This is a genomic window from Priestia flexa, assembly GCF_021441905.1.
Classification (GTDB): Bacteria; Bacillota; Bacilli; order Bacillales; family Bacillaceae_H; genus Priestia; species Priestia flexa.
Map to the genome: position 1 here is coordinate 1991455 of NZ_CP090431.1, position 25297 is coordinate 2016751.

General features: G+C 40.7%; 17 protein-coding genes. 4 read left to right on the top strand and 13 right to left on the bottom strand.

Annotated elements, in window-relative coordinates:
• Positions 1–19 precede the first annotated feature (19 nt).
• From LZP85_RS10270 to LZP85_RS10290, 5 genes are all read right to left on the bottom strand, one after another.
• Positions 20–790 (bottom strand): alpha/beta hydrolase, encoded by a 771-nt coding sequence (locus tag LZP85_RS10270; protein ID WP_119543119.1) that lies wholly within the window; start codon positions 788–790, stop codon positions 20–22.
• A gap of 235 nt (positions 791–1025) precedes the next feature.
• A complete protein-coding gene (gene odhB, locus LZP85_RS10275) occupies positions 1026–2306 on the bottom strand; it encodes a 2-oxoglutarate dehydrogenase complex dihydrolipoyllysine-residue succinyltransferase (protein ID WP_025910269.1) in 1281 nt (426 codons plus the stop codon).
• A gap of 16 nt (positions 2307–2322) precedes the next feature.
• Positions 2323–5181, bottom strand: coding sequence for a 2-oxoglutarate dehydrogenase E1 component (gene sucA / locus LZP85_RS10280; protein WP_025910268.1), 2859 nt, complete (start codon positions 5179–5181; stop codon positions 2323–2325).
• Between the two features lie 451 nt (positions 5182–5632).
• A complete protein-coding gene (locus LZP85_RS10285; RefSeq protein ID WP_025910267.1) occupies positions 5633–6082 on the bottom strand; it encodes an OsmC family protein in 450 nt (149 codons plus the stop codon).
• A 105-nt stretch (positions 6083–6187) separates the two neighbouring features.
• Positions 6188–7084 (bottom strand): NAD-dependent epimerase/dehydratase family protein, encoded by an 897-nt coding sequence (locus LZP85_RS10290; RefSeq protein ID WP_025910265.1) that lies wholly within the window; start codon positions 7082–7084, stop codon positions 6188–6190.
• A 205-nt stretch (positions 7085–7289) separates the two neighbouring features.
• Between LZP85_RS10290 and LZP85_RS10295 the strand changes: the two genes are divergently transcribed.
• Positions 7290–8495 carry a DUF418 domain-containing protein gene (locus tag LZP85_RS10295; RefSeq protein WP_144593800.1) on the top strand — a complete coding sequence of 402 codons (1206 nt, stop codon included), beginning with the start codon at positions 7290–7292 and terminating at the stop codon, positions 8493–8495.
• 324 nt (positions 8496–8819) lie between these two features.
• Here LZP85_RS10295 and LZP85_RS10300 read toward each other — a convergent pair whose 3' ends face one another.
• Positions 8820–9113: a hypothetical protein gene (locus LZP85_RS10300; RefSeq protein WP_025910263.1), complete on the bottom strand. Its 294-nt coding sequence runs from the start codon at positions 9111–9113 to the stop codon at positions 8820–8822.
• 29 nt (positions 9114–9142) lie between these two features.
• Complete coding sequence (locus tag LZP85_RS10305; protein ID WP_061784859.1) at positions 9143–9637, bottom strand: GyrI-like domain-containing protein; 495 nt, start codon at positions 9635–9637, stop codon at positions 9143–9145.
• A gap of 191 nt (positions 9638–9828) precedes the next feature.
• Between LZP85_RS10305 and LZP85_RS10310 the strand changes: the two genes are divergently transcribed.
• Positions 9829–10119, top strand: coding sequence for a hypothetical protein (locus LZP85_RS10310; protein WP_025910259.1), 291 nt, complete (start codon positions 9829–9831; stop codon positions 10117–10119).
• Position 10120: 1 nt separating this feature from the next.
• On the opposite strand, the gene LZP85_RS10315 is transcribed toward LZP85_RS10310, so the two are convergent.
• Entirely contained in the window at positions 10121–11029 is a 909-nt protein-coding gene (locus LZP85_RS10315) for a hypothetical protein (protein WP_119543115.1), read from the bottom strand.
• Between the two features lie 253 nt (positions 11030–11282).
• On the opposite strand from LZP85_RS10315, the gene LZP85_RS10320 reads away from it, so the two are divergent.
• Positions 11283–11687 carry a GNAT family N-acetyltransferase gene (locus LZP85_RS10320; protein WP_182840834.1) on the top strand — a complete coding sequence of 135 codons (405 nt, stop codon included), beginning with the start codon at positions 11283–11285 and terminating at the stop codon, positions 11685–11687.
• Positions 11688–11902: 215 nt separating this feature from the next.
• On the opposite strand, the gene LZP85_RS10325 is transcribed toward LZP85_RS10320, so the two are convergent.
• Together LZP85_RS10325 and LZP85_RS10330 are read right to left on the bottom strand one after the other, a co-directional pair.
• Positions 11903–12190 (bottom strand): hypothetical protein, encoded by a 288-nt coding sequence (locus tag LZP85_RS10325; RefSeq protein WP_224840319.1) that lies wholly within the window; start codon positions 12188–12190, stop codon positions 11903–11905.
• Between the two features lie 66 nt (positions 12191–12256).
• Complete coding sequence (locus LZP85_RS10330; protein WP_226638926.1) at positions 12257–12796, bottom strand: hypothetical protein; 540 nt, start codon at positions 12794–12796, stop codon at positions 12257–12259.
• 395 nt (positions 12797–13191) lie between these two features.
• On the opposite strand from LZP85_RS10330, the gene LZP85_RS10335 reads away from it, so the two are divergent.
• Positions 13192–13359 (top strand): YflJ family protein, encoded by a 168-nt coding sequence (locus LZP85_RS10335; RefSeq protein WP_076512373.1) that lies wholly within the window; start codon positions 13192–13194, stop codon positions 13357–13359.
• Between the two features lie 38 nt (positions 13360–13397).
• Here LZP85_RS10335 and LZP85_RS10340 read toward each other — a convergent pair whose 3' ends face one another.
• From LZP85_RS10340 to LZP85_RS10350, 3 genes are all read right to left on the bottom strand, one after another.
• On the bottom strand, positions 13398–14342 hold the full coding sequence (locus LZP85_RS10340) for an alpha/beta hydrolase (RefSeq protein WP_119543113.1): 945 nt from the start codon (positions 14340–14342) through the stop codon (positions 13398–13400).
• A gap of 33 nt (positions 14343–14375) precedes the next feature.
• Entirely contained in the window at positions 14376–14918 is a 543-nt protein-coding gene (locus LZP85_RS10345; RefSeq protein WP_119543112.1) for a GrpB family protein, read from the bottom strand.
• A 65-nt stretch (positions 14919–14983) separates the two neighbouring features.
• Positions 14984–25186, bottom strand: coding sequence for a tandem-95 repeat protein (locus tag LZP85_RS10350; RefSeq protein WP_206782688.1), 10203 nt, complete (start codon positions 25184–25186; stop codon positions 14984–14986).
• Positions 25187–25297 lie beyond the last annotated feature (111 nt).

The following is a 25297-nucleotide window of genomic DNA, read 5'->3' on the forward strand; positions in this document are numbered from 1 at the left end:
CGTTAACTTTGCCCTTCGTTCATTTTACCCCAACTGCTTTTTTTTTCGCAACTGTCGCTTTAACAAAACGTGCCGTATGTTGAATAATTTGGTCTTTATCATAGTCCATGGACGCTACATGATACGAATTAGGAAGCATAACTTGATGAGCTGTTTTTGAACGAATATGCTCCAGAATATAAGCTGAGTTGCTTGGTGGTACAACATGATCGACTGTGGATGTTAAAACTAGCGCTGGGCACGTTACGTAAGATAAGCGTTCCTCCGCTTCATCCATTAAAGATAATAGCTCGCGCATTGAACGAACGGGTACCTTATCATACGTAATTTCATGTACGTTAGGATCTTTGATATCCGGCTTATCTTCTTTTACATAGCGAAGTGTATGTGCATTTCTGTAAGCTTTCATTGAAGGAATTGAATTCATTGCTGGGTTAATAGCAATTACGCCTGACAGGTCTAATCCTTGACTTGCGGTATGAAAGGTTAACGTTCCGCCCATCGATTGCCCTAGGATGAAGACGTGCTCACATCTTTCTTTTAAAAAGCGATAGCCTTCTAAAAAGTCTGCTTTCCAATTTTCATAGGTTGCCTGTTCAATATCTCGATAGTGAGTTCCATGGCCCGTTAGACGAATTCCATAAACCGTATAGCCTTTAGCTGCCAAGCCTTGGCCGATATGTTCCATGCTTTGTGGCGTTCCCATAAATCCGTGAGAGACTAAAATACCAACTTCATTCCCTTTATGATAAAAAGCTTCCGCTCCTTGAATAACATCATAACGTTCCATTATTCTTCACCCTTTACGCTCAAATTTTCTGACAAGATTGATTATTTATATAATACACCTATAATTCCTATAAGTCAACTGGGTTTTTATTTTTTACAGAATTGTCAAAAAACATCAGAGTATGTCTCTAGCGCTTCATTATCAACAAAAAATCCGAACTATAAAAGAGTCGTTAACTCTCAATAGTTCGGATAGATTATTGACTAAAATACTTATGTCCCAGCCTCGTTTTTCATTAACCTTCTAATAATAATGTTTCTGGATCTTCTAACAGTTCTTTCACTGTTACTAGGAAACCAACGGCTTCTTTTCCATCAACAATGCGGTGATCATAAGATAAGGCAATATACATCATTGGACGGTTTTCAATACGGTCTTCGTCAATTGCAACTGGACGAGTCTGTATTTTGTGCATTCCTAGAATCCCTACTTGTGGACCATTTAAGATTGGCGTTGACATTAATGAACCGAATACTCCACCGTTTGTAATCGTAAATGTTCCTCCCTGCAGGTCACCTAGAGCTAGCTTATTGTCACGCGCTTTTTTCCCAAGCTCAAGGATACTTCCTTCAATACCTGCAAACGTTTTGCGGTCTGCATCACGAACAACTGGTACAACAAGCCCATCCGGCGCAGATACGGCAATACCGATATCATAGAACTTTTTAATAACAAGCTCGTTGCCTTGAATTTCAGCATTTAATAATGGATACTTTTTCAGCGCTGCTACAACGGCTTTTGTAAAGAATGACATAAAGCCAAGTTTTACATCATGCTGTTCAAAGAATTTGTCTTTACGACGCTTACGAAGTTCCATAACAGCTGTCATATCAACTTCGTTAAATGTTGTTAACATCGCAGCCGTTTGCTGTACTTCAACTAAGCGATTTGCAATCGTTTGACGACGGCGTGACATGCGTACACGTTCAACTGGTTTATCACTGTTCTCACTTACTGTTGGAGAAGGTACCGGCTTAGATTGACGAGCACTTTGAGCTTTTGCATCAGCTTTTTGCTCTGCTGTTTTTTGGCTAGCAAATGAATCGATATCATGCTTGCGAACGCGGCCTAACGGATCTGCCGTTGGCACTTCGTCAAGCTTAATGCCTCGCTCTCTTGCAGCTTTACGCGCAGCTGGAGATGCAATTAACCACTGCTTTTGCGGAACCTCTTCCTTCGCTTCTGCCGCAGGTGCTACCTCTTCTTTTGCTTCTTTTTGTTGAACAGGCTCTTCTACTTTTACTTCTTCCTTCACTTCTGCTTTTGGCGCTGGCGCTTGACCATCGGCTGCTAAGCGAGCAATTGTTTCCCCCACTTGAACCGTATCTCCTTCACCTGCTAGAAGCTCCGTTAGTACGCCTGAATCTTCCGCTGTAATCTCAACGTTTACTTTGTCAGTTTCTAATTCAACGATATAGTCGCCTTTTTCAACAAAGTCTCCTACCTGCTTAAGCCACTGTGCTACTGTTCCCTCTGAAATTGATTCTGCTAATTCCGGTACTTTAATTTCTCCCATTGTTCATTCCCCTTCCTTATCGTGTCACTACATCATTAGCGATTTGTGTTTTCGTTAATGCTTCTTGTAATATACGCTCTTGCTCTTGTCTATGAGTGGTTGGGTCTCCTTCTGCTGGGCTTGAACGTCTTCTACGTCCAATGTAATCAACGCTCACGCCTTCAGGTGCTACTTCGCGAAGCTTAGACTCAACATAATTCCATGCACCCATATTCTCAGGCTCTTCTTGCATCCACGCAATTTCTTTTAAGTTTGGATATTTAGCAAATAAATCAGCTACAACTCGTCTTGGGAATGGATAGATCTGCTCAAGGCGTAGTACGTGTAACCAATCTAGCGACTTATCAGATTTTTGGATGCGATCTGTTAAATCTCCGCTAATTTTACCGCTGCATAAAACGATACGCTCAACTTCTTCTGTTTTTTCACCTAAGTTTGGTTGTTCGACAACTAAGCGGAAAGAACCGTTTGTGAACTCTTCCATATTTGATACACTAAACGCACTTCGAAGCAAGCTTTTTGGTGCCATTACAACAAGTGGACGCACCTCTTCTTTTTTCAAAACAGCCGCTTGACGACGTAATAAGTGGAAATATTGCGCCGCGCTCGTTACGTTTGCCACCGTCCAGTTATTTTCAGCAGCTAGCTGTAAGAAACGTTCTAATCTTGCGCTTGAATGTTCTGGACCTTGGCCTTCATGTCCGTGTGGAAGTAAGAGAACCATACCTGATTTTTGTCCCCACTTCGCGCGACCTGCTGAAATGAATTGATCAATGATAACCTGACCAGCATTTGCAAAGTCTCCGAACTGAGCTTCCCAAATCACAAGTGTTTCTGGTGCAAACACATTATATCCGTAATCAAATCCTAACACTGACCCTTCAGAAAGAGGACTGTTACGAATATCAAAGGAAGCGCTTACGTTCTTCATTGTGTGCAGTGGTGAGTATACATCCCCTGTCTCATAGTCATGCAATACAAGGTGACGATGAGCGAATGTTCCACGTTCTGAGTCTTGTCCTGTGATACGAATTGGCGTACCGTCACGTAAAATGCTTGCAAATGCAAATGCTTCACCTAGTGACCAATCTGCTTTACCATTTTCTTCAAACGCTTTCGCACGTTTTGACAAAATACGGTCTAATTTTGGAAATACTTTAAAATCTTCTGGATACGTCACAAGCTCTCGGTTAATTTCTAAAAGCTCTTCTTTTGGCACAGACGTATCTAAAGTTGGAATACCATTAAATACTGCTTTTGGCATTTCCATAATTTGATGACGCTTTTCTGCTTTTGGTGGTACTTTATCATAAGCAGTCTGCAATTTCTTTTGAAGTTGCTCACTGATTTCATTCACTTGTTCTTTAGTAACCACTTGTGCTTTCTCCAATTGTTCAGCGTAAAGCGCACGAACCGTTGGACGCTTTGTAATGATTTCATACATCTTCGGCTGCGTTACAAATGGCTCATCCATTTCATTGTGACCAAATCGACGATATCCAATCAGATCAATTAAAAAGTCTTTATTAAAGCGGCGACGATACTCATATGCAAAGTAAGCCGCTGCCAGACATGCTTCTGGATCGTCTGCGTTTACATGGACAATCGGAATTTCGAATCCTTTTGCTAGATCGCTCGCGTATTTCGTTGAACGAGAGTCTACGCTTTCCGTTGTAAATCCAATCATATTGTTAGCGATAATATGAATAGTTCCACCCGTTTGGTACCCAGAAAGCTGATTTAAGTTTAGCGTTTCTTGAACAATTCCTTCACCTGGAAACGCTGCGTCACCGTGAATTAGAATCGCAAAAGATTTCGTGATGTCTTGCTTTGGATAACCGTTTGTTTGGCGATCGTCCTGAGCAGCTCTTGTAAACCCTTCCACAACTGGATTAACGAATTCCAAATGACTCGGGTTACTTGCCAATGTCAAACGAGCTCGAACTGTGTTTTCAGCTTTAATTTGCTTATCTGCACCTAAGTGATATTTTACGTCTCCTGTCCAACCATAGTTAATGCCGATTGAACCCTCAGATGGTACAAGCTCTTTATTCGGTGAATGTTGGAACTCAGCAAAAATCATTTCATACGGCTTGCCTAGTACATGTGCTAACACATTTAGACGTCCGCGGTGCGCCATTCCAATATTAACTGTTTTCGGACTTTTTTCGACAGAGCGTGCAACTAGCTCATCAATTAATGGAATAAGCATATCTACGCCTTCAATTGAGAATCGTTTTTGTCCGACAAATGTACGATGTAGAAATTGCTCAAATCCTTCTACTTCCGTTAGACGCTTTAATACTGAAATACGCTTTTCATCAGAAAGAGGTTGAAAAATTGCTCCTGACTCCACCATTTCAGTAAGCCACTTATTCTCCTCCATGTTATGTACATGATGGAATTCAAACGCCATTGTCTTCGTGTATACATCGGTTAAATACTCAATTGCAGCCAGACCATCCTTTACATGTGCAGGCGCATTTGCGCAAAGAATTTCAACCGGTACTGCTTTTAAATCTTCCTTTGATAATCCATAGTCTTCTAGATGTAGAAGCACAGGATCTTTCTTACCGCTTTCTAACGGTTTGATTGATGCATATAAATGACCGTATGCACGAATATTTTCTGCTAGCTTAATGGCAGCGGCAATCTTAGCCGTATTAGCTGCTGGAACAGGCTGTGTATCTCCCGCTTCAGCATAGCTGCTATCAAGCAATGGCGGTGCACCCCAATAATCAAATAGTTCTTTTAGTTCTGGATCTACTAAATCCGACTTTTCTTCATATAACTCATACTGTTCTAATACATAGCCATAGTTTGGGCCCAAAAACCCTTTCCAAGGCTCACCTCTGTTTGACGTTTCGTTACCCATTTAAAAACCCCCAACGAGTTATAATAAGTGAAATCTTTATTCAACTTTTAATGTCTTACTAGAATTAAAGTACTAAAAGTGATTGATTTCGCATTTTCAAAATACTGATTGCCTTATGGTCAGACATCTTTACAAGCTGGATGTTCTTCCAGTACTTGTATTTGATATCTGTCTCTATTTTACCACTGTTAAGCCTGTCAATCAAAATGAAATCGCTATATTTCTTTAATTTTTTTTACTTTTTTAATAGTCTTACGACTTTTTGAAAGCGCTTTATAAGTAAAGTGAATTACTTATCAAAATAAGTCTTAATGATTGGTTATCACACAACTATCCATACAAATTAATTGCCTAAAATTAAATTTCAGATATAATAACTAGACGCTATAACTCTCATTTCTTTCAGTCATAGTTTTGCTCGTCAAACGAAAAAAAAGAAGCTTACATTGAATTAAGCTTCTTTTTCTTCTATCGTACCTTCTAATTCAATTTTTACGTTCCCTTGAATTGCTCGTGAAATCATGCAGGAGGTCTCCGCTTTTTCCATGAGGCGCTGCACGCGACTTTTTTTCTCCATGTCCTTTGAATCTAACACAACATGTGGACGGTGAATGATTTTTTCATAGGTAAACACACCTTTGGTGACGTCCACGACTGCTTCTGAATCCATTGTAAGAGCTGCTTGCGAAATACCGCTTCTTTCAAGCATTGCAGCAAGCGTAATAATATAGCATGTTGCAGCTGCTCCAAGCAGCATTTCATCAGGATTTGTACCGATTCCAGGTCCATCCATTTCTGGTGGGATTGAGATTTGTGTTTTTAACTGACCAGAATGAATTTCGCCTACTTCATTGCGTCCTCCTGGCCAATTTGCGTTTAAATGAAAATGATGCTTCGCCACTTTGTTCCACTTCCTTCATTATAATTACTTCTAGTATAACGCCACTGTTGGTATGTTAACATCATTTTGCTCATCAAAAAAAGACTACGAACCCGCAGTCTTTTCTTAATATAACGGAACAATTTTTGCTTCAGCTACTTTTTTCTTAATTAAAGGCGGCAGCCATTGGCGCACATCAGAGAATTCATATCCCCAAAAACTAGCCTTTTCATTGCTCATGGTCCACGAATGATCTAGCCCATAAGGTGACGCGTTCTCATCCGTTACTCTTTTCGTAATTTTCGCCTGCTGGTTTGTTTCAGTTTCTATTAAACTCATTAACTCTTTTAGCGAAATGACGCCGTTAGAGCATGCATTAATCGGTCCTTTTAGCTTTTGCTCTCCGCACCATGCTAAAAACGCTCCGGCTTCTTCTCGTGAAATAAAATTGAGCTGTGCATCAATATCAGGAAAACCTATTTCTTCTTGATGCATCACCTTATCAATATGAAAGCGAAGACGATTCGTATAATCATTATCACCTAATACAATCGGAATGCGTACAGCAGTTACTGAAAAAGGTGCTTTTTGAAAGAGTACGGCTTCAGCTTGTCGCTTTCCTTCTTGATAAGAGATATTTTCTTTTCTAGCATACGATATTGGGTACGTATATGGATCAAAATCTTCTTCGTGAAAATGTTCTTTTGAAGAGCCATATACAGATAAGGTAGATGTTAGTACATAGTGGTTTGTACTATCTCGAAAAGCGTCTACAGCTACTAAAGCGCCATGAGATGAATAGCAAATTTGATCAAAAACCACATCCCACTTGCGCCCGCGTGTTGCTTCTATAATGGATTGTTTCTCAACGCGATCCAACTTAATTCGCTCTACTCGATCACCAAACGAATCTTCACGCTGTCCACGGTTTGCAATGGTAACCTGTACTTTTTTCGCGAGCAATTCTTCAACGAGATTCGTGCCAAAAAAACGTGTACCGCCTAAAACAAGTGCTGTTTTCATCTTTTCTCCACCTTTCATAATATCTTCTTTCTTATCATACCATTATTATCCATAGTTGCGCACTTTTTAGTTGTGAAACTTTTTTATCATTTTCAATGGATATTTTGTCATTTTTTTTATTTGTTCATGATAAGATAGCCATATTGTTATGTAAAACCGTAGACTTTTGCGCTACATTATTAATTGAAAAGGAGTTGAATCATGATTGAAAGGTTCACCGATTAAACCAAGTGAGCGAATCATTATGTTAGATGTCATTCGAGGTTTTGCGCTATTTGGCATTTTGCTCGTCAATATGCCCGCTTTTCATTCACCTAATTTCATCAATCAGCTATACAGTGTAGACGTACCCTATGAAGGCCTAGACGCAGTTGTATATGCATTTCTGCAGCTTTTTGTTCAAGTTAAATTTTTTACCATTTTTTCATTTTTATTTGGAGTAGGTTTCTATTTGTTTATGAAGCGAGCTGAAGCAAAGGGATTACGGATGAAAAGCTTATTTTTTAGAAGAGCTTCTATTCTATTAATCATTGGGTTGCTTCATTTAATTTTTTTATGGTTTGGAGACATTCTACACCTTTACGCAGTTGGAGGCTTTTTATTAGTAGCTTTTTATAACCGCATGCCTAAAACTCTCATTAAATGGGCTTTCAGTCTGTTAGCTATTTATTTAGCTCTTCTATCCATGACTTTTTTCATTCCAGTTGATATGATGGACGAACTTGGACTAGGAAATGCAGATGATGTGCTGCCCACATACATTTATATGTATGAAAGCGCTCCTTACCTAGAATGGCTTTCTTACCGAATAAAAGTTGAGGTCATTCCAATTTTGATTAATATTCCATTTACGCTAATACCCGTGTTTGCGTTCTTTTTGTTCGGCTTATATGCTGGGAAAAAAGGGATTTTTGAAGGTTCTGCTTACGCTCCTTTTATTAAAAAGGTGCAGATAGTAACCGGTACCCTAAGCATCCCTTTTGTTATATGCTTATTTTTATTACTGCAAGGCCTATGGGATGTCGGTGTGTACAAATCGGCTGCTACTGATCTCTTTAAAAACCTAAGTGGATTTTCTCTTTGCTTTTTCTATATGGCTACTTTAACTCGATTACTGCAGTTAGATGCTTGGAAAAAGCGACTTAGCTGGCTTCAATTTGTCGGTCGCATGGCTTTAACTAATTATTTGGCGCAAACCGTTATCTGTTTTACTTTATTTAACATTTTCAACTTATACAATCACGTTAGTTTGAGCTTGGGTACAGCAATTGCCATCGTGATCTTTATTGCTCAAGCAGCATGGAGCAAAGCGTGGTTTAACTCGTTTCAGTTTGGCCCTATGGAATGGCTATGGCGTACGTTCACTTATGGACATATTTCTCCTCTTAGACGCCAATCAAAAGCAAGCTAAAAAAGAGGGTCGGACATAACACAATGATTGCTTCTAAAAGACGAACAATAGCTGTTCCCATCTCTTTGGTTCGTCTGAACACGTTCGTTCCATTGCGCTACGGCCACTCGCTTTCCGCGGGGAGGAACCTGAGCTCCTCGCTGCGCTGCGGGATCTCAGTTTTCCCTCTATTTCTCGCAGGAGTCGAGTGTCCTACGCTCCATTCCACCCTGTTTCCAAACTGGTTTTTCCCAATCAACAAAAAACCTGACCGATTAAAAGTTGTGAACTCTCAATCGGTCAGGTATAGTCGGGCTGAACTACTTATGTCTCAGCCTCTTTTTATTAATGAAGAAAGAAAAACAAAGCAAGGCCTAAAAAGAAAAGTGAAAGAATGAATTCAAATGTCCACTGCCACTTCTCTCGTTTTAAAATAATATGTTCGATTGCAGAAAGAAATGAGCTTGCACTTACACAGGCTAAAATAAAGCTAAGCTGACTTACGGTAAACTTTGTTATGAAGCTGATAATAAGCAAAGTAGCAACAACTAAAAACAAAGTAAGCTGAACGGCAAATACCCATTTAATTCTTTGTTTATACCCATCCTTTAACGCTTGTAATAAATCATTGCTAATCACAACTTTACTCCTTTAGACATTTAAAACGACTACGATTTTATCGAGACGTAAATATCAACCTGACTGAAATTAGGGTCAATGCAGCGCTCATCATATAGCTCAAAATCCAAAACGAACGCTCGCTCGTTTCTATTCGACCACTCCCATATATACGACCAAGCATCTAAAACTACTTTCTTCGCCGGACCGATAGCAGTTGTAAACACCATATATTCACCAGCAGGAATAGTAAACTCTCGCATTTCTTCTCTTAACTCTCCACCTGGTGTGACCTCATATCCAAGTGCAAACGTAAATTCAATCGGATTCGACGCTTCATAATCTGTATATAACGCAAACATCTTTCCAGTTACCTTATTAGCAATTTTATTTGCCATTTGTTGCTTGTAAAACATGTCCCAATGGGCTGGAATTGTCCCCGTTCCTTTTTCTTCTGCCCGATCCGTTGTACGAATTGGAACCCCAACTACGGTTAGCTCATCAATATAAACCTTCCGCTGGTCTACCACTACATTCGCCAACATGACGACCCCCCTGTCACTTCCAAACTCTTTTAATCTCTAAATGAGGGAATTACTTCTTTATATGAATTTTATTTGTATTCAGACAAAACGTCAACTAGTCAAGTTCACTCTTCTTATAAAAAAAGAGTCTATTTTTAAAGTTTCTTCAATAGGTATAGGATACAAACGAGTAAATCGATAGAGGTGAACTGATGAAACTTATTGAACTAGCGAACATTATTAAGCATAGTGAGCTCACTGCTATAGAGCATTTTCCAGAAGAGCTTTATACTGAATATACGATTACTAACCCGGTTATTCATATCTCCTTAAAAACAAGTCAAACCAAACAGCAAGTTATTTCTTTTTCTATTTACCTGAAAAAGGAAAAGAAATATTGGGCTTCATATGACCATAACGCCGATTCAATCTATGAACTATATTGTAACCTTCATCTGCCAGCTTCAATTAAAGAAATTTTCCTTCACATGGCTAATTGCTAGCTTATACAAATAGACTTAACGTTTGTTTATCAATTTTTCTCGTATTGTCTTTTTCATAGGTTTTGTGAATATGGCGCTTAATTTGTTTTAAGAATGACATCACTTCACCACTTGACATAAACGCATGATTTAATGATAACGAGTACTTATTGGCCACTCGAAGCTCCTCAGCCCCTACTGATATTGGAACATATCGAAAGAGGTTCCATGGATAGTAGAGCGTTGTAAACGACTTTGAAAAATAAATTCCCTCTGCACATATCGTAATTCCTTCGGTTTTTTGATGGGGATATGTACTTAAATGCGCAACAATGTGATTTGTTTTGGCTACAGGTAAGCGGTTTTTAATTTCCTTGGTCATTTCTATGCCTAGCTGATCTGTTGTTGCCAACACTTGCTCTGCTTTTAGTAGCGGGTTATGCTCTTGAAAAGATGCGCAAATCGATGTTAATTCTTCTAACGAAATTGATGGATATGTATGTTCTCTGCACATAAATTCGTGTGAATGGTGACACAATAGCTGCTGAATTTTTTGCAATAAGTCTACTAACTTCTTAGCAGAATATGCATTTTCATTTAGGTGAAAAATCTCTTTATCATTAAAGCAGATAATATGTTCTCCTCTGAGGGAGATAGATGTAAGCTGTTGAAACTCATTCCAGCTTATCGATCCTTTCTTTTTACGCCAACACTTCCAATAAAGTCCGTCGGTCGTTAAGTAAAATCCTCTCTTACCATAAAATCCGATTAAAGACGTATCTAAGTATGCAATTACCTTTTCTTGCTTTTTCATTTGAAAATATTTTACGGCCGCTTTTTCGCATGAACGTGGAATGGATGTTGCATAAAAACTTGCCTCTTGATACATTAAGCATAAATCTCTTAGATACGTTGTTTTCGTTGGTGCCACGTTCATCCCCCCTTTTTCTACTACCTTATTAAACGTGACAAATTAGAAAAAGTTTCATATTTTTATCAATTCCCTAAAAAACTTTTTTTATTCCGAAAAATAAGATAATAAAAACCAAGAAATGCCCATTAAAAAAGCGTACAGGATTTCCAATACGCTTCTCAAAGATTTTCGTTTACTTTATCTTCTTTCATTTTCGCTGCTTCTAGCGACTCAACTCGCTTAATAAGCTGATGCAGATATTTTATTAGATTTGTTTCAACAAACGATTAAAACGATTAACCGCGAGCACTATTCAACTGAGCAGCTTGATATCTGGTCAGGTCAAGCAGGCTGGATAAATCGCTTAGAACAAGATGTTACGTTCGTCGCCACTATCCAAACGTATATCGTTGGATTTATTACCATGAAAGATGATGGTTTAATCGACTTATTATATGTACATAAAAACTTTCAGCGCCAAGGCGTTGCTACTGCACTGTTGAAAGCAGTAGAAGAAAGAGCCTATACTCTCGGCCTCACTGCTCTTCAAACAGAAGCTAGCATTACAGCGGAACCATTTTTTGAAGTGCGTGGCTTTCATATTGTTAAGAAGCAGCTAAAGAAAGTGCAAGAGATTGCGTATACAAACTACTATATGACGAAATCACTCATATAAAAAATAGTTAGGTTTTTGAGAACAAGTTCGTTTCATTGCGCTGCAGACACTCGCTTTTTTACTTGTTTTCTAAACCTACAAAAAATCCGAACTATAAAGGAGGTAACCTTCAATAGTTCGGATAGATTATTAACGAAAAGACTGATATTCCAGCTTCTTTTATTATTTTGCTAACACAGAAGGACCAGATTCTTTCCCGTACTCATTAACAGCTGTTACATAATAGCGAGCTCCTTTTGTATTCTTATCTTCAAATGTTTTTCGCTCATACTCCGAAACACTACCAATGTTAATGGATTTGTTGTTGCTTCAGAAGCTCCACCCAAACCAGTTTTCGGCATATCTGTTGGCATTTGTGTTTCTGCAAGTTTGTCTGGTGATTGCTTAACGATTGCATCACCAAGCGCTTGACCAACACCAAACATTAACTTATACCCTTCACGGAATGTGTCATAGCTTCCAGCATAGTCACCTGAAGCATATTGTTCAAACGTTTTGATCACTGTTTGCTCATGTGCTAACACGGCTTCTTTCGCTGCGTCAGACGGTAGGTTTTCTTCAGTTGCCGCTCATAAAAATGCTCCAAATTCATCAGCAAACTTTTTCAGCTTTTCTTGAGCAGCTGCTTCCGCTTCTTTCGCTGCGTCTTCAGGAAGTTTACCTTCTGTTGCTGTTCCTAAGAAAGCTGAAAATTCATCAACAAATTCCTGTACTTCTTTTTCAGCTTCTGCTCGGGCATTTTCATCTTTTTCTTTCGCAGCTTTTACAAGATCATCCGTATAGTTGTTGTGTTCTCTGAAAATTCGCTCAAATTCTCTCGCACCTTCGTCACCATATACAGATGCAATAGCTGGCGTCATGTCAGCTGCGTTTTCATCTAGTGCTTTAAACGCTTTATCTGCATCTTCTGCACCATCATAAGCTTTCGTCATTGCAGTTACTGCTAAAACGAAATGTTCAGACAATAGCTGATCAAGAGTGGAACGTAAATCTGCTGCTGGTGTCACAACTGTCGGCTGCATTTGTGCCGGTTCTGCTGCGCTTACCATCGTGGGAACAAGAAGTGATGCACCTAGTACTGGGGCTATTAATTTTTTGCTGATTTTCATTTAAAAACACTCTCCTCTAGTTTTGTTTTTTTCTTCTACATTTTCGTAACGAAATTTTTTTATTCTTAGATCACTTTTTCCTAAAAAATTTTTTCTTTTTTGACTGTGACCTATATTCGTTACTTGCCTAACGAATGAAGTTTAAATTTGGATCACACTCTTTTGAATTTTTTATTCTAAGTGCGTTCGTTACTTACCTAACGAATTCATTATCAGTTTGGATCACCTTCTTTTAAATTTTTTTAAATAAGTTGTTCTTACTAGATAAACGGACAATTCTTGTGCTTGGATCACTTTTTCTCAAAAAAACTTTTTCGGTTTCTCATCACATAGTTCAAGCACTCTGCAGCATAGATAATAAAAGCATTTCTATTCTAATTACGGAGGGAACTTATATGGCTCATCTTTATTCTAAAGGCTGGTTTATTAAAGAACTAAAAGCAGTAAACGTGACAAAGATTGAGGGAAGAAAGCTTGAGGTTTTCAAAACGTATATCCTTCGTAATCTCTATCTTGAGCTCGTAGAAGATGGCACAATTCAAGCTCCTTTATCATCTGAATAAACAAAAATAACAGCCTTTGAGCTTTCACTCAAAGGCTGTTATTGAAGGGATAAAGATTGATCCAAAAACTCCGTCACCCTTTTCACATATTCAGTAGGATATTCACTATACCCTTTTACATGCGGTACATCTTTAGGCACCCAAAGCTCAAATTCATCGGGGTGTGTTTTGACCATCTTTTGACTTTCTGTATACGGAATAGCCGTATCTCCGTTACTGTGGATAAATAAGATAGGACGAGGATAAATTTCTTCAACTGCTTGTATTGGACTTGCATCTTCAGGATTTAAATCAGCAATATACGGAACCGTTGCCAGCGTAAGTGGCGTAAACGGAAAGTCCGGAAGCTTTGACCATACTGATAGATTATCCTCGAGATAAGTTTTTAAATCACTAAACGGACTGTCCGCAATGACTGCCTGGACAGCTTCTTCTTGACCAGCTGCTAACAGTGATGTTGCTGCTCCCATTGAAATTCCGTATAGAACAATGGGCTCATCTGTTTCTTCTTTCACTCGATCAATGACTCCCAGTAAATCCAGCTGTTCTTTTACACCAATTGTCGTTTGATCTCCTTGTGATTCTCCAGCATTTCGAAAATCGAAGGTCACCACTCGATATCCAGCTTCTATTAAACTTTTACTCAAAGGAAGAAAGCCTCCATTTAAATCATGACGATTTCCTCCGTAGCCATGAGACATAATAATAGTAGCTTTCGGAGAACTTTGTGGCTCCATCACCCACCCTTTAAGCTTCGTTTCTCCATCTCTGCTTGTAAATACTTCATCGCGATATGTTAAACCATACGTACTTGGATTTTCTGTTACAGGCTGTCGCTCTTTTTTGGTCAAGCTAAGACCCACATAAATTGAAATTGCTATACATAGTACAATCACTAGCAAAATTAATGAAAAACTTCCAATCCACATCATTTTTTTTCTTCGGCTGTTCGAAACCTGAGTTTGTTTAATAACGGGCTTCAAGCGGGCACTCTCCTTCTCTTTTACTAACAAAGGTTATTGTACACGATTCTGTTTAGAGATAAAAGGCACATCATCGTTTTCAAACGCCATCTCATCAACGTTCCGAATAAAAGACGTTTTTCTTTCTACGTATGCTTCTGGATTAAACTGATACTTCTTGGCAAGCTCTTGTTTTAAACGGGCATATTCCCACGCCACATCAGCATGCTTTCGTAAGTAGTCTCTAAAACGCAGATGTCTACCTATTTCAGGATGACCTTGTTCATACATGTGAACATGATGAGTTCTATCTTCTCCTCCTTTTTGAAAATACCGTCTTCCTTCTATTCCATTTTCTCCTTTACACTCATAGCCCATCTTTACCATTTCATTATTATATGTATGAATCAACGAAATTTGTTTAACTTCAACTAAAATATCAATTATCGGCTTTGCTGCTAAGCCAGGTACGGACGTGCTGCCGATATGATGAATACTAAGAATTTCGGCACCAAAAATCGCTTCTAATAATCGTTTTTCTATTTCATATTGATTTTGCCATTCTGTTTTGTACGGCACTACCTTTATTTCCCTCATGACGAGCCTCCTCTTAAAAAATCCTTTTGTATAGCGTACTATACAAAAGGATTTTTGAGAATTCTTTAGAAAATAATTGAACACCTAAAACTGATACCGCGCTGGACGATAAAGGTGATGGTTGCTGTCGATGTTACACCAGCACTATTAGTCACGCTCACCACAACAGAATCCGTTCCGACGAAATTTGGATTTGGCGTGTACGTGATTACGCCCGTTTCCTGATTAATGAAGGCTACTCCGTTTTGCGGTGGAGTGACAATTCTGTAGGCCAGCGGTAATCCTTGTGAATCCCTGGCAACAATTTGAGCTTGAATCGTTTCATTGACGTTTAGCGTAAACGCTTGATCTTTAATAATTGGTGCGTCTGGCTGATTTTCAATCACTGTAATTGTTACGGTTGCCGTAGTTGCTGCGCCCGTGTCATCAATTACTAGTACGGAGAATGAATCTGTCCCTACAAAGTTTGCGTTTGGCGTATAGACAAATTGACCATTTGCACCTAATGTCACTCGACCGTTCGTTGGTACCGTGCGAAGCGTAAACGTTAATGGGCGCCCTTGCGTATCGCTTGCTGTAAACAAGCCGTTTACAGGTGTTCCAGAAGTTGTTTGTAACGTGACATCATTTGCTGTGATAACGTTGGCTGATGGGGTTACGTCTATAGTCACAACCGAAAATGCTTCTTGCCCTAAATCATTTCGAACAACAACAGTGAACTGATCCCTTCCAGCAAAACCAAGATTTGACGTATACGTGTAGGCACCGCTTGCGGTTACAACAACCGTTCCTGAATTCGGCGTTGTCGCTACCGTATAAGTGAGCGGGCGTCCTTGTGAATCACTTGCTACAATTTGCCCTTGAAGCACCTGTCCTGCGACAACCGTTCCGTTTTGGTCATCTGCTGTTACTTGACTTCCAGCACTAGCAATAACTACCGATACAACCACCATGACTGAATCACCCAAATCATTTCGAACAATTACCGTAAAGCTATCAATGCCTGCAAAGTCTGGATTTGGCGTATAGGTAAACGTGCCGTCTGGGTTAAAGAGAAGCGTTCCATTTGCTGGTCCGATGCCGACAGCGTACGTTAATGGGCGTCCAAGCGCATCTGTTGCTACCACTTGACCGCTAACCGGCTGATTTTGCTGACCAGACACTGTAAGTGGCTCTACCGTGATTTCACTTTGAAGTTCTTCAACAACAACCCTTACTACTCCTGACGATGAGTTCCCTCGGTCATTTTGCACAAATACCGTAAACGAATCCGTTCCGAAGAACTGTAGATTTGGCGTATACGTAAACGTGCCGTCTAAATTAACCACAACCGTTCCGTTTGTCGGTGTAGACCCTTGGGAATAGCGTAGCGGACGTCCTTGTGAATCTGTTGCTAGCACGATTCCTTGCGTACTTTGATTCTGTACCGTTTGAACCGTTGTATCTGAAACAGCGATTGTGCTTGCTGGGTTATCGACAACAACCGTCACTTGAGATATCGCTTGATCTCCCTGGTCGTTCACAACGAGTACACTAAACTGATCTTGACCGCTAAATCCAGAATTTGGTGCATAAACAACAGTTCCATCTGGATTGACTATAGCTGTTCCGTATAATGGGTTCGTATTTAACGAATAAGTCAATGGTCTACCTAGTTGATCTCTTGCGACTATTTGACCAGTTGCTGGCTGACCAAGTATCGTTCGAATCGTAAGGTTTTCTGCAACAACTTGATTTGGCAATAGCGTTACTACAACTGCAATCGTAGTAGTTGCGTTTAGCCCCTGTGGATTTTCTACCAGTACGCTAAACGCGTCATTTCCAACAAATCCTGCGTTTGGTGTATACGTAAACGTACCATCTGGATTTAATACTACAGTTCCATTGGCTGCTCCACTTCCAAGGAGCGTATAGGTTAACGGGTGACCGTTTGGATCAATCGCAATAACAGCTGCCGCTACAGGCTGTTCTTCAATCGTTTGAATCGTTTGATCCGTAACAATCGGCTGCTGAGCAACCGGCCCTTGAACGACAGCAACTACATTCGCTATTTCTGCATTTCCTTCTGAATCAGTTACAAGTACTGAAAATTGATCTGAACCAAAAAATCCAGCTGCTGGTACATAAACATACGTACCATCTGGGTTGACGGTTACCGTCCCATTTTGCGGCAGCGTTTGGAGCGTATACAATAGCTGAAGTCCTGTCGTACTTGTCGCCATAACTTGCCCGTCTATGGGCGTGTTAAATTCAAGGGAAATTTCAGAATCTATAACCACGATTATACTTGAAGACGGCAGTACGTTGATAATAACCGTACCTATCCCTTGAACACCATTGCCATCCGTAACAATGACGTCAAAGAAACCTTCCCCAACAAAATTTTGATTCGGGGTATACGTAAACGTCCCGTCTTGATTAAGAATAACCGTTCCATTTTGAGGCTGGGCACTAATTTGATAAGACACAATATCGCCTTCAGGATCATTAACAGCAACTAATCCATTAACTGGTTGATTAATAAGCGTTGTCACTTCTGCACCAAGTACGGTAAACGGTGGAGGATTTGGGGTAATCGTTACGTTCACTGTTCCAAATCCTCGCCCTCCCCGCGTATCCTCTACGATAACTGAAAAGTTATCGGTACCAATATATCCAATATTCGGTATATACGTAAACGTTCCGTCACTATTGACCACTACGCTTCCATTTAAAGGTTCCAGGTTTAACCTAAAACGAATTGGGTTTCCGTCCGGATCTGTTCCAATCAATTGACCCGTTGCTGGTAACCCTTGCTGCGTTGCAATGGACAAGTCATTTACAGTTGGTGGAAGATTGGTACTAATAACATTGACTGTTCCAAGAGATTGAGCAACGCCGCCAGCATTATCACGAAGCTCAATTGTAAACGAATCAATACCTACAAAGCCTGAATTTGGCGTGTACGTGTATACACCTGTCACGCTATCTACCGTTAGGGTTCCATTAAATGGAGGTCCTGATATAGAATAGGTAATTGGGTTTCCATCTAGATCAACCCCTGGCGTTTGCCCGCTTACCGGCGTATTTTCAGGTGTATTAACGGTAAAATCATTTGTAACAGGCGTACGATTTACTGGTGTTATTGTTACGTTAACAAATGAAGTAGCAGTTAATCCTGTTGTATCTTCTAAGATGACGGTGAATAAATCGCTTCCTACATAATCAGTGTTTGGCGTATAAATAAAGTTTCCATCTGGACTAACTGTTACAATCCCATTTTGAGAGGGTTGCCCCAAGCTATACGTAATGAGATCTCCGTTTGGATCCATTCCAACAACCGTGCCGGTTATGCTTTGATTTTGCAGGGTTGTTATTGAGTAGTTCGGCACAACCGGTGGCTGTTCAACAGGCGTTACCATCATCAGTACGGTCGTAATAACATAGTTTCCACCTGCGTCCGTAATTCGAACGGTAAACGTATCTCCACCCGTAAAATTCTCATTGGGCGTATACGTAAACACTCCGTTATTATCAATGGTGACTGTCCCGTTAAGTGGTGCATCTTCAATTATATACGTTAAAGGTAATCCTTCTGGGTCTGTTGCGACGATTTTGCTTGTAACCGTTGTTTCTTCCGGCGTAGAGATCATTATTTCGTTTGGCGCAATTGGTGGGTCGTCTACAGGTGTGACCGTAATCGTAATGATGGATAAAACTGTGCTTCCTTGCCCATCACTAACCGTCACGCCAAAGTTATCTTCCCCAACGAAATTAGGATTAGGAATATACGTGAAGCTTCCGTCTGCGTTTACAGTGGCTACACCATTGCTACCTTGGTAAGCTAGCGAATACGTTAGCGGGTCTCCATCCACATCTGTTGCAAACACTTGATTAATAAGAATTATATCTTCTAAAATCGTATACTGATAGTTTGGTACAATCGGTGGATCGTTTACCGGTACAACCGTGACGTTAACATTTACAATAATAAAGTTCCCAGCCGTATCGGTTACTCGGATTGTAAATGTGTCCGGTCCACTGTAATTAAGATTTGGTGTGTATAAAAATGAACCTTGTGGATCCACCACTGCCGTTCCGTTTACTGCCGCATTTTCAAGCGTATACAGTAATGGATCTCCGTCTGGATCAACAGCATTTACAGCGCTTGTAATAGCCGTATCTTCATTCGTTACAACCTCAATTACGTTTGGTGCAATCGGTGGGTCGTTTACTGGTAATACGTTTATTGTGATAGTTGATACCGCTTGCCCTCCATTTGAATCACTTACGAGTACAAAAAAGTTATCCGTACCGTTGAAGTTTGCATTTGGCGTATAGGTGTACGTACCATCTGGATTAACTACAGCGGTCCCGTTAACAGGTGGTGAAAACAAGCTATACGTTAACGGATCTCCGTCTACGTCTGTACCAACGACTTGGTTTGTTAGCACAGTATCTTCGTTAATACTAAACTGATAATCCGGTACGGTTGGCACATCGTTAACTGGGCTCACAGTGACCTGTACGTTCACAACTATAAATGCTCCGCTTGTATCACTTACTCGAACCGCAAACGTGTCCGTTCCGTTAAAATTCAAGTTGGGCGTATATACAAACGAGCCCTGTGAGTCAATTACTACGGTTCCATTAATAGGAGCGTCTTCAAGCGTATACGTCAATGGATCTCCGTCTGGATCAATTGCGTTAATTGTGCCTCCTACCGCAACGTCTTCATTCGTTGTAACCGTAATTACATTCGGCGCAATTGGTGGGTCATTGACAGGTACAATGGTAATGACAATCTCCGAGATAGCGGTGCCGCCGTTTTGATCCTGTACGTTCACAAAGAAATTATCTTGCCCGTTAAAGTCTGGATTTGGCGTGTACGTAAACGTGCCGTCTAGGTTAACGACTGCGGTTCCATTAGCAGGTGGAGCTGCTAGTGAATAGGTGAGCGGGTCTCCATCCGCATCTGTCCCAACAACTATGCTATTCAAAGCGGTATCTTCTAGAATCGTATAAGCATAGTTCGGAACGGTTGGCAGATCGTTTACTGGAATAACGGTGACCATTACATTCGTAATAATAAATGCTCCAGATGGGTCACTAATTCGCACCGTAAATGAATCCTTGCCGTTATAGTTAAGGTTCGGCGTATACGTATAAGTTCCGTCCAGGTTAACAACGGCTGTTCCGTTTATTGGTGCATTTTCAAGAGCATAGGTCAATACATCCCCGTCTGGATCTGTTGCAATAATTTGACCAATTAGCGTAGTGTCTTCAAGCGTTGTAACGAAGATTTCATTTGGTCCAACCGGCGGATCATTCACTGGAACGACTGTGACCGTAATAATGGATGTTGCTGTTCCTCCTTGACCATCATCAACGAGAACTGTAAACTGATCTGTTCCATTAAAGTTTGGATTCGGTGTATACGTATAGGTGCCATCCGTATTTACCAAAGCTACTCCGTTTGTTGGCGCAACAAGAAGTGAGTATGTGAGTGAATTACCGTCTACATCTGTTGCGATAACCACTGACGCAATAGGCGTGTCTTCAAGCGTTGTAATCTGATAGTTTGGTACGACTGGCGGATCATTCACTGGCGTAACCGTAATCACTTGAGAAGAAATTGCGTTTCCTCCGGCGTTATCCGTCACAAATACGGTAAATGAATCCTTGCCATTAAAGTTTTGGTTGGGCGTATAGGTGTATACTCCTGTGGCGCTATCTAACGTAACCGTTCCAAAAGCAGGTGAACCTTGAAGAGTATAGACAAGCGGATTACCTAATACGTTTGTCGCTACCACTTGCCCCTGCACAGGAATATCTTCTGGCGTCGTTAACTGCGCGTCTTGAGCCGTTGTGTTTCCATTGGTCGCTAATACAGTAACAGTTATTGTTGAGAGTGCTGTCGCTCCTTCTGAATCAGTGACAAGAACTGTAAACAAATCTCCGCCAACATATGCTGGATTCGGTGTATACGTAAAAGTCCCGTCTCCGTTCAATATAACCGTACCGTTTGTTGGTGGCTGTTCCACTGTATAAGTTAACGCATTTCCTTCTGGGTCTGAAGCTGGCACACTACTTAAAATTGGAATATTAACCGTTGTTGTGATCGTTCGGTCTTGAACAACTGGCGGATCATTGACTGATACGATTGTAATAGAAATATTTGAAACTGCTGTTCCTCCTTGACCGTCTGATACAAGAACACTAAAGGTATCTGTTCCGTTGTAGTTAAGGTTTGGCGTGTAGGTGAACGTCCCATCTGCGTTGACAACTGCAGTCCCATTGATAGGTGCGTTTAACAAACTAAACGTTAACGGGTCTCCTTCTGGATCACTAGCAGGTACTTGATTTGAAATAACGTTATCTTCATTGATTGTAAACGCTAGGTCTACTGTCACTGGCGGATCGTTGACCGGCTGAACATTAATCGTTACCGTTGAAACCGCTGTCCCACCTTGGCCGTCGCTTACCAACACCGTAAACACATCGGTTCCATTAAAATTTAAATTCGGCGTATACGTAAACGTGCCATCTGCATTGACAATCGCTACTCCGTTTGCAGCTTGCGTTTGTAACATATAAGTTAAAGGATTACCATCCACGTCAAAACCTACGATAGCACCAACTACTGACGCATCTTCCTGCGTCGAGAACGTATAGTTTGGAACCGTTGGCGGATCATTCACTGGTACGATTGTAATATTAACAGTCGAAACCGCTGTTTCTCCCTGACCGTCACTTACTAAGACAGTAAAACGATCCGTTCCGTTATAATTAGGGTTTGGCGTGTACGTAAATGTCCCGTCTCCGTTGACAATAGCTGTTCCATTTAAAGCTGGATTTTGTAGCGCATAGGTTAACGGATCTCCGTCTACGTCAAAAGCCACAACTTGACTAGATATCCCCGTGTCTTCTGCAATGGTTAAAAACAAATCAGATGTAACAGGGGGATCGTTGACTGGCACCACGTTAATTGTCACCGTCGAAACAGCAGTCCCTCCCTGGCCATCACTTACCAAAATGGTAAACACATCTGTTCCATTAAAATTAAGGTTGGGTGTATACGTAAACGTTCCATCTGCATTCACAACCGCCACACCGTTTGTTGCTTGTGTCTGCAACGTATAGATAAGTGGGTCTCCATCTACATCAATTGCCACAACATTAGCAATTACCGGTCCGTCTTCCTGCGTCGTAAACGTATAGTTCGGAATCACTGGCCCATCGTTTACTGGAGTAATGGTAATAAAGACAGTCGAAACAGCGGTGCCTCCCTGGCCATCGCTTACCAATACTGTAAATTGATCGCTACCATTGTAATTTAAATTCGGTGTGTACGTAAACGTTCCATCTGCATTGACAAGTACCGTGCCATTCACCGGTGCGTTTTGTAAGCTAAACGTTAGTGGATCTCCATCTACATCCGCTGCTGTTACTTGCCCTGCTAGTGAATTATCCTCAGGAATAGTGAAAAATAAGTCTCCTGTTATCGGTGGATCATTCACTGGCAACACATTAATTGTGACGGTCGAGACCGCTGTCCCTCCTTGACCATCGCTCACCAATACTGTAAACACGTCTGTTCCATTAAAATTTAGGTTTGGCGTATACGTAAACGTACCATCTGCATTCACAATTGCCGTTCCGTTACTTCCTTGGGTTTGAAGTGTGTATGTTAAAGGATTTCCGTCTACATCATTTCCTACAATGGTTCCAACAACAGATACATCTTCTTGTGTATTAAACGTATAGTTGGGTACCGTTGGTAGGTCATTAATAGGTAGAATCGTAACGGTTACTGTGGATACCGCTGTTCCCCCTTGGCCATCACTCACCAACACAGTAAAGACATCTGTTCCATTAAAATTCGGGTTTGGTGTATACGTAAACGTGCCATCTGCATTGACAAGTACCGTTCCATTTGTTGGTGCATTTTGCAGGGAAAACGTTAAAGGATCTCCATCAGGATCTGTAGCCGTCACGCGATTTGATAACGTAGTATCTTCATTGATTGTAAATGATAAATTCCCTGTAACTGGTGGATCATTCACTGGTAAAACGTTAATGGTAACAGTTGAAACGGCTGTACCTCCTTGACCATCACTTACTAATACTGTAAACACATCTGTCCCATTAAAATTAAGGTTTGGCGTATACGTAAACGTCCCGTTCGGATTAACAACCGCCACACCATTTGCAGGAGAACTTTGAAGTTGATAAGTTAGCGGATTCTGATCTGGATCAACCGCTACAACCGCTCCTATTACTGCTGAATCTTCTTGCGTTGTAAACGCATAGTTCGGCACAACAGGTGAGTCATTCACAGGAATAACCGTTATGGTAACGACTGAAACAGCTGTTCCTCCTTGACCATCACTCACTAAGGCTGCAAATTGATCCGTTCCGTTAAAGTTTATATTGGGTGTATACGTATAAGTTCCGTCAGCATTGAGCGTAACTACGCCATTTGCTGGTGCTGTTTGTAAGCTGAACGTCAGCGGATTCCCATCTGCATCCGTCGCAAAAATTTGCCCCGTAAGCGGGGTGTCCTCTAGCGTTTGAACAAAATAATTTTGCGTAACTGGCGCATCGTTGACCGGTGTAATAATAAGAGTAACTGTTGAAACGGCTGTTCCTCCTTGACCGTCGCTTACAACAACAGTAAAGCTATCTGTTCCGTTAAAATTTGCGTTTGGCGTATAGACAAATTGACCATTCGGATTGACCGTTACAATTCCGTTTACGGGTGCTGTTCCCAATTGGTATATCAGTGGATTCCCGTCTACATCAGTTCCTACTATTTGGCCAATTGCTGGCGTATCTTCTGGGTTTGTCACGGTATAATTGGGTACTGTTGGAGGCGTATTGACAGCTGTTACATTATTAATTGTTGAAGATGATGCACCTGTCAACGTGTTTCCAGGTGTACTTTCAAATCGATATTCAATAAAGACCTGATTGGACAGCTGCGGAACATTTGTTAACGGCCCAGCTACTTGAACTTGATAAGTTAAAGTAATGGTTTGATTAATGCCTACTGTACCAAGAGAAATTCCACTTTGAATATTCGTATTAGGCTGTTGCACTCCATTCACAAATAAGCTATTCGGTACAAAGGTAGTCGCATTGGACAGCGCATCTGTCGCAACCACCAGGTTTGCTGCTGCTGTTCCTGTATTTTGAATCGTAACGGTATACGTAATAACGTCTCCAGTTCTTGCTGATGACACGTTAGCTGTTTTATTAATTGTAAAGACAGGTGCATTAATATCAATTTGAAGCCCCAAAGTATTGACGACATACGTGTCTCCACTAGTGGCTCCTCGGACTGCCGCAGTCGATTGATTGTTTTGTAACCACGGTGATACATCAATGTTTGTAATATCCCACCCTTGACGAGCACCTGAAATATTGGTTCCAATAGGATGGTTGACGTTCCCAAACGTACCTGACGTATCGAGGGTACCGGCATCATTATTAATTTGAGATGCAAAAAAGTTCGTAAGTGGATTATTAGGACCTGATACTGCTTGAAGCGTTGTTGGAGTTGGACCAAATAAAAATTGGTCTCCAACTATGACTGAATCCCCTTCAATTGAACTAATTAGTAGACGTCCGTTGACAGCTCCAGTTACAGGTGTACCAAAACCAGATACCGTCGCCGTTGAAGTCCCGGCACTACTCGTTAGCTCAGCTCCAACAAAAAGGGATAGATTCCGAGATCTTTGCAGTGGGTCTTCGTATACAACAGCAAGTGTCCATCCCGCTGAGTTTAGCGTATTGTCTAAGTTTCCTTGTGTACCTGGAACTCCAAGAGCTGTATACGTTCCTGGAGTTGTGATTAAGTTCGTTACGTTGGCACTTCGTACATAAAAGAGATTCGGAGATACGGTTAGCGTTGAGCGCGTAGCGGTGTCAGGTGCAATAGTAAAACTTCCTGAAGGTGTGCGAAACGTAATTGAATTATTAATAAAGGCGCTGACGTTTTCATCTGTGGATGTATACAAACCACCCCAAATTAGTTCAGCGTATAAAATTCTAGTTGTTGTAGATGGCAACCGCAATATGGTACTTGAAGCATTTTGCCGCCAGTCAGCCGTTGTACCAATTGGATAAGATCCATCCACTGAGCTTGCATTTGCGCTAAAAAAGGTTCCAATAGAATGGGCAGTACCGGGGGTATTTGCATTGTTTTGCTTACTGAGGCCAAAGGTATTTCCCGTAAATGTAATAGCCCCGTTTGCATTCCCTAAAAACCGATTAATATATGGCACAGTATGTTCACCTCGTTTTTTAAATACACTTAAAAGTATATAACCCCTTTTTACAAAATGTTCCTAAAATGCATAAAAAACTAAGACGTTTACCTAACACACTTTCTATAG

Excerpts from the sequence above, each read along its gene's own strand:
- odhB (WP_025910269.1), bottom strand. The coding sequence starts at position 2,306 with ATGGGAGAAATTAAAGTACCGGAATTAGCAGAATCAATTTCAGAGGGA.
- LZP85_RS10335 (WP_076512373.1), top strand. The coding sequence starts at position 13,192 with ATGGCTCATCTTTATTCTAAAGGCTGGTTTATTAAAGAACTAAAAGCA.
- LZP85_RS10290 (WP_025910265.1), bottom strand. The coding sequence starts at position 7,084 with ATGAAAACAGCACTTGTTTTAGGCGGTACACGTTTTTTTGGCACGAAT.
- LZP85_RS10270 (WP_119543119.1), bottom strand. The coding sequence starts at position 790 with ATGGAACGTTATGATGTTATTCAAGGAGCGGAAGCTTTTTATCATAAA.
- LZP85_RS10310 (WP_025910259.1), top strand. The coding sequence starts at position 9,829 with ATGAAACTTATTGAACTAGCGAACATTATTAAGCATAGTGAGCTCACT.
- sucA (WP_025910268.1), bottom strand. The coding sequence starts at position 5,181 with ATGGGTAACGAAACGTCAAACAGAGGTGAGCCTTGGAAAGGGTTTTTG.
- LZP85_RS10305 (WP_061784859.1), bottom strand. The coding sequence starts at position 9,637 with ATGTTGGCGAATGTAGTGGTAGACCAGCGGAAGGTTTATATTGATGAG.
- LZP85_RS10330 (WP_226638926.1), bottom strand. The coding sequence starts at position 12,796 with ATGAAAATCAGCAAAAAATTAATAGCCCCAGTACTAGGTGCATCACTT.
- LZP85_RS10345 (WP_119543112.1), bottom strand. The coding sequence starts at position 14,918 with ATGAGGGAAATAAAGGTAGTGCCGTACAAAACAGAATGGCAAAATCAA.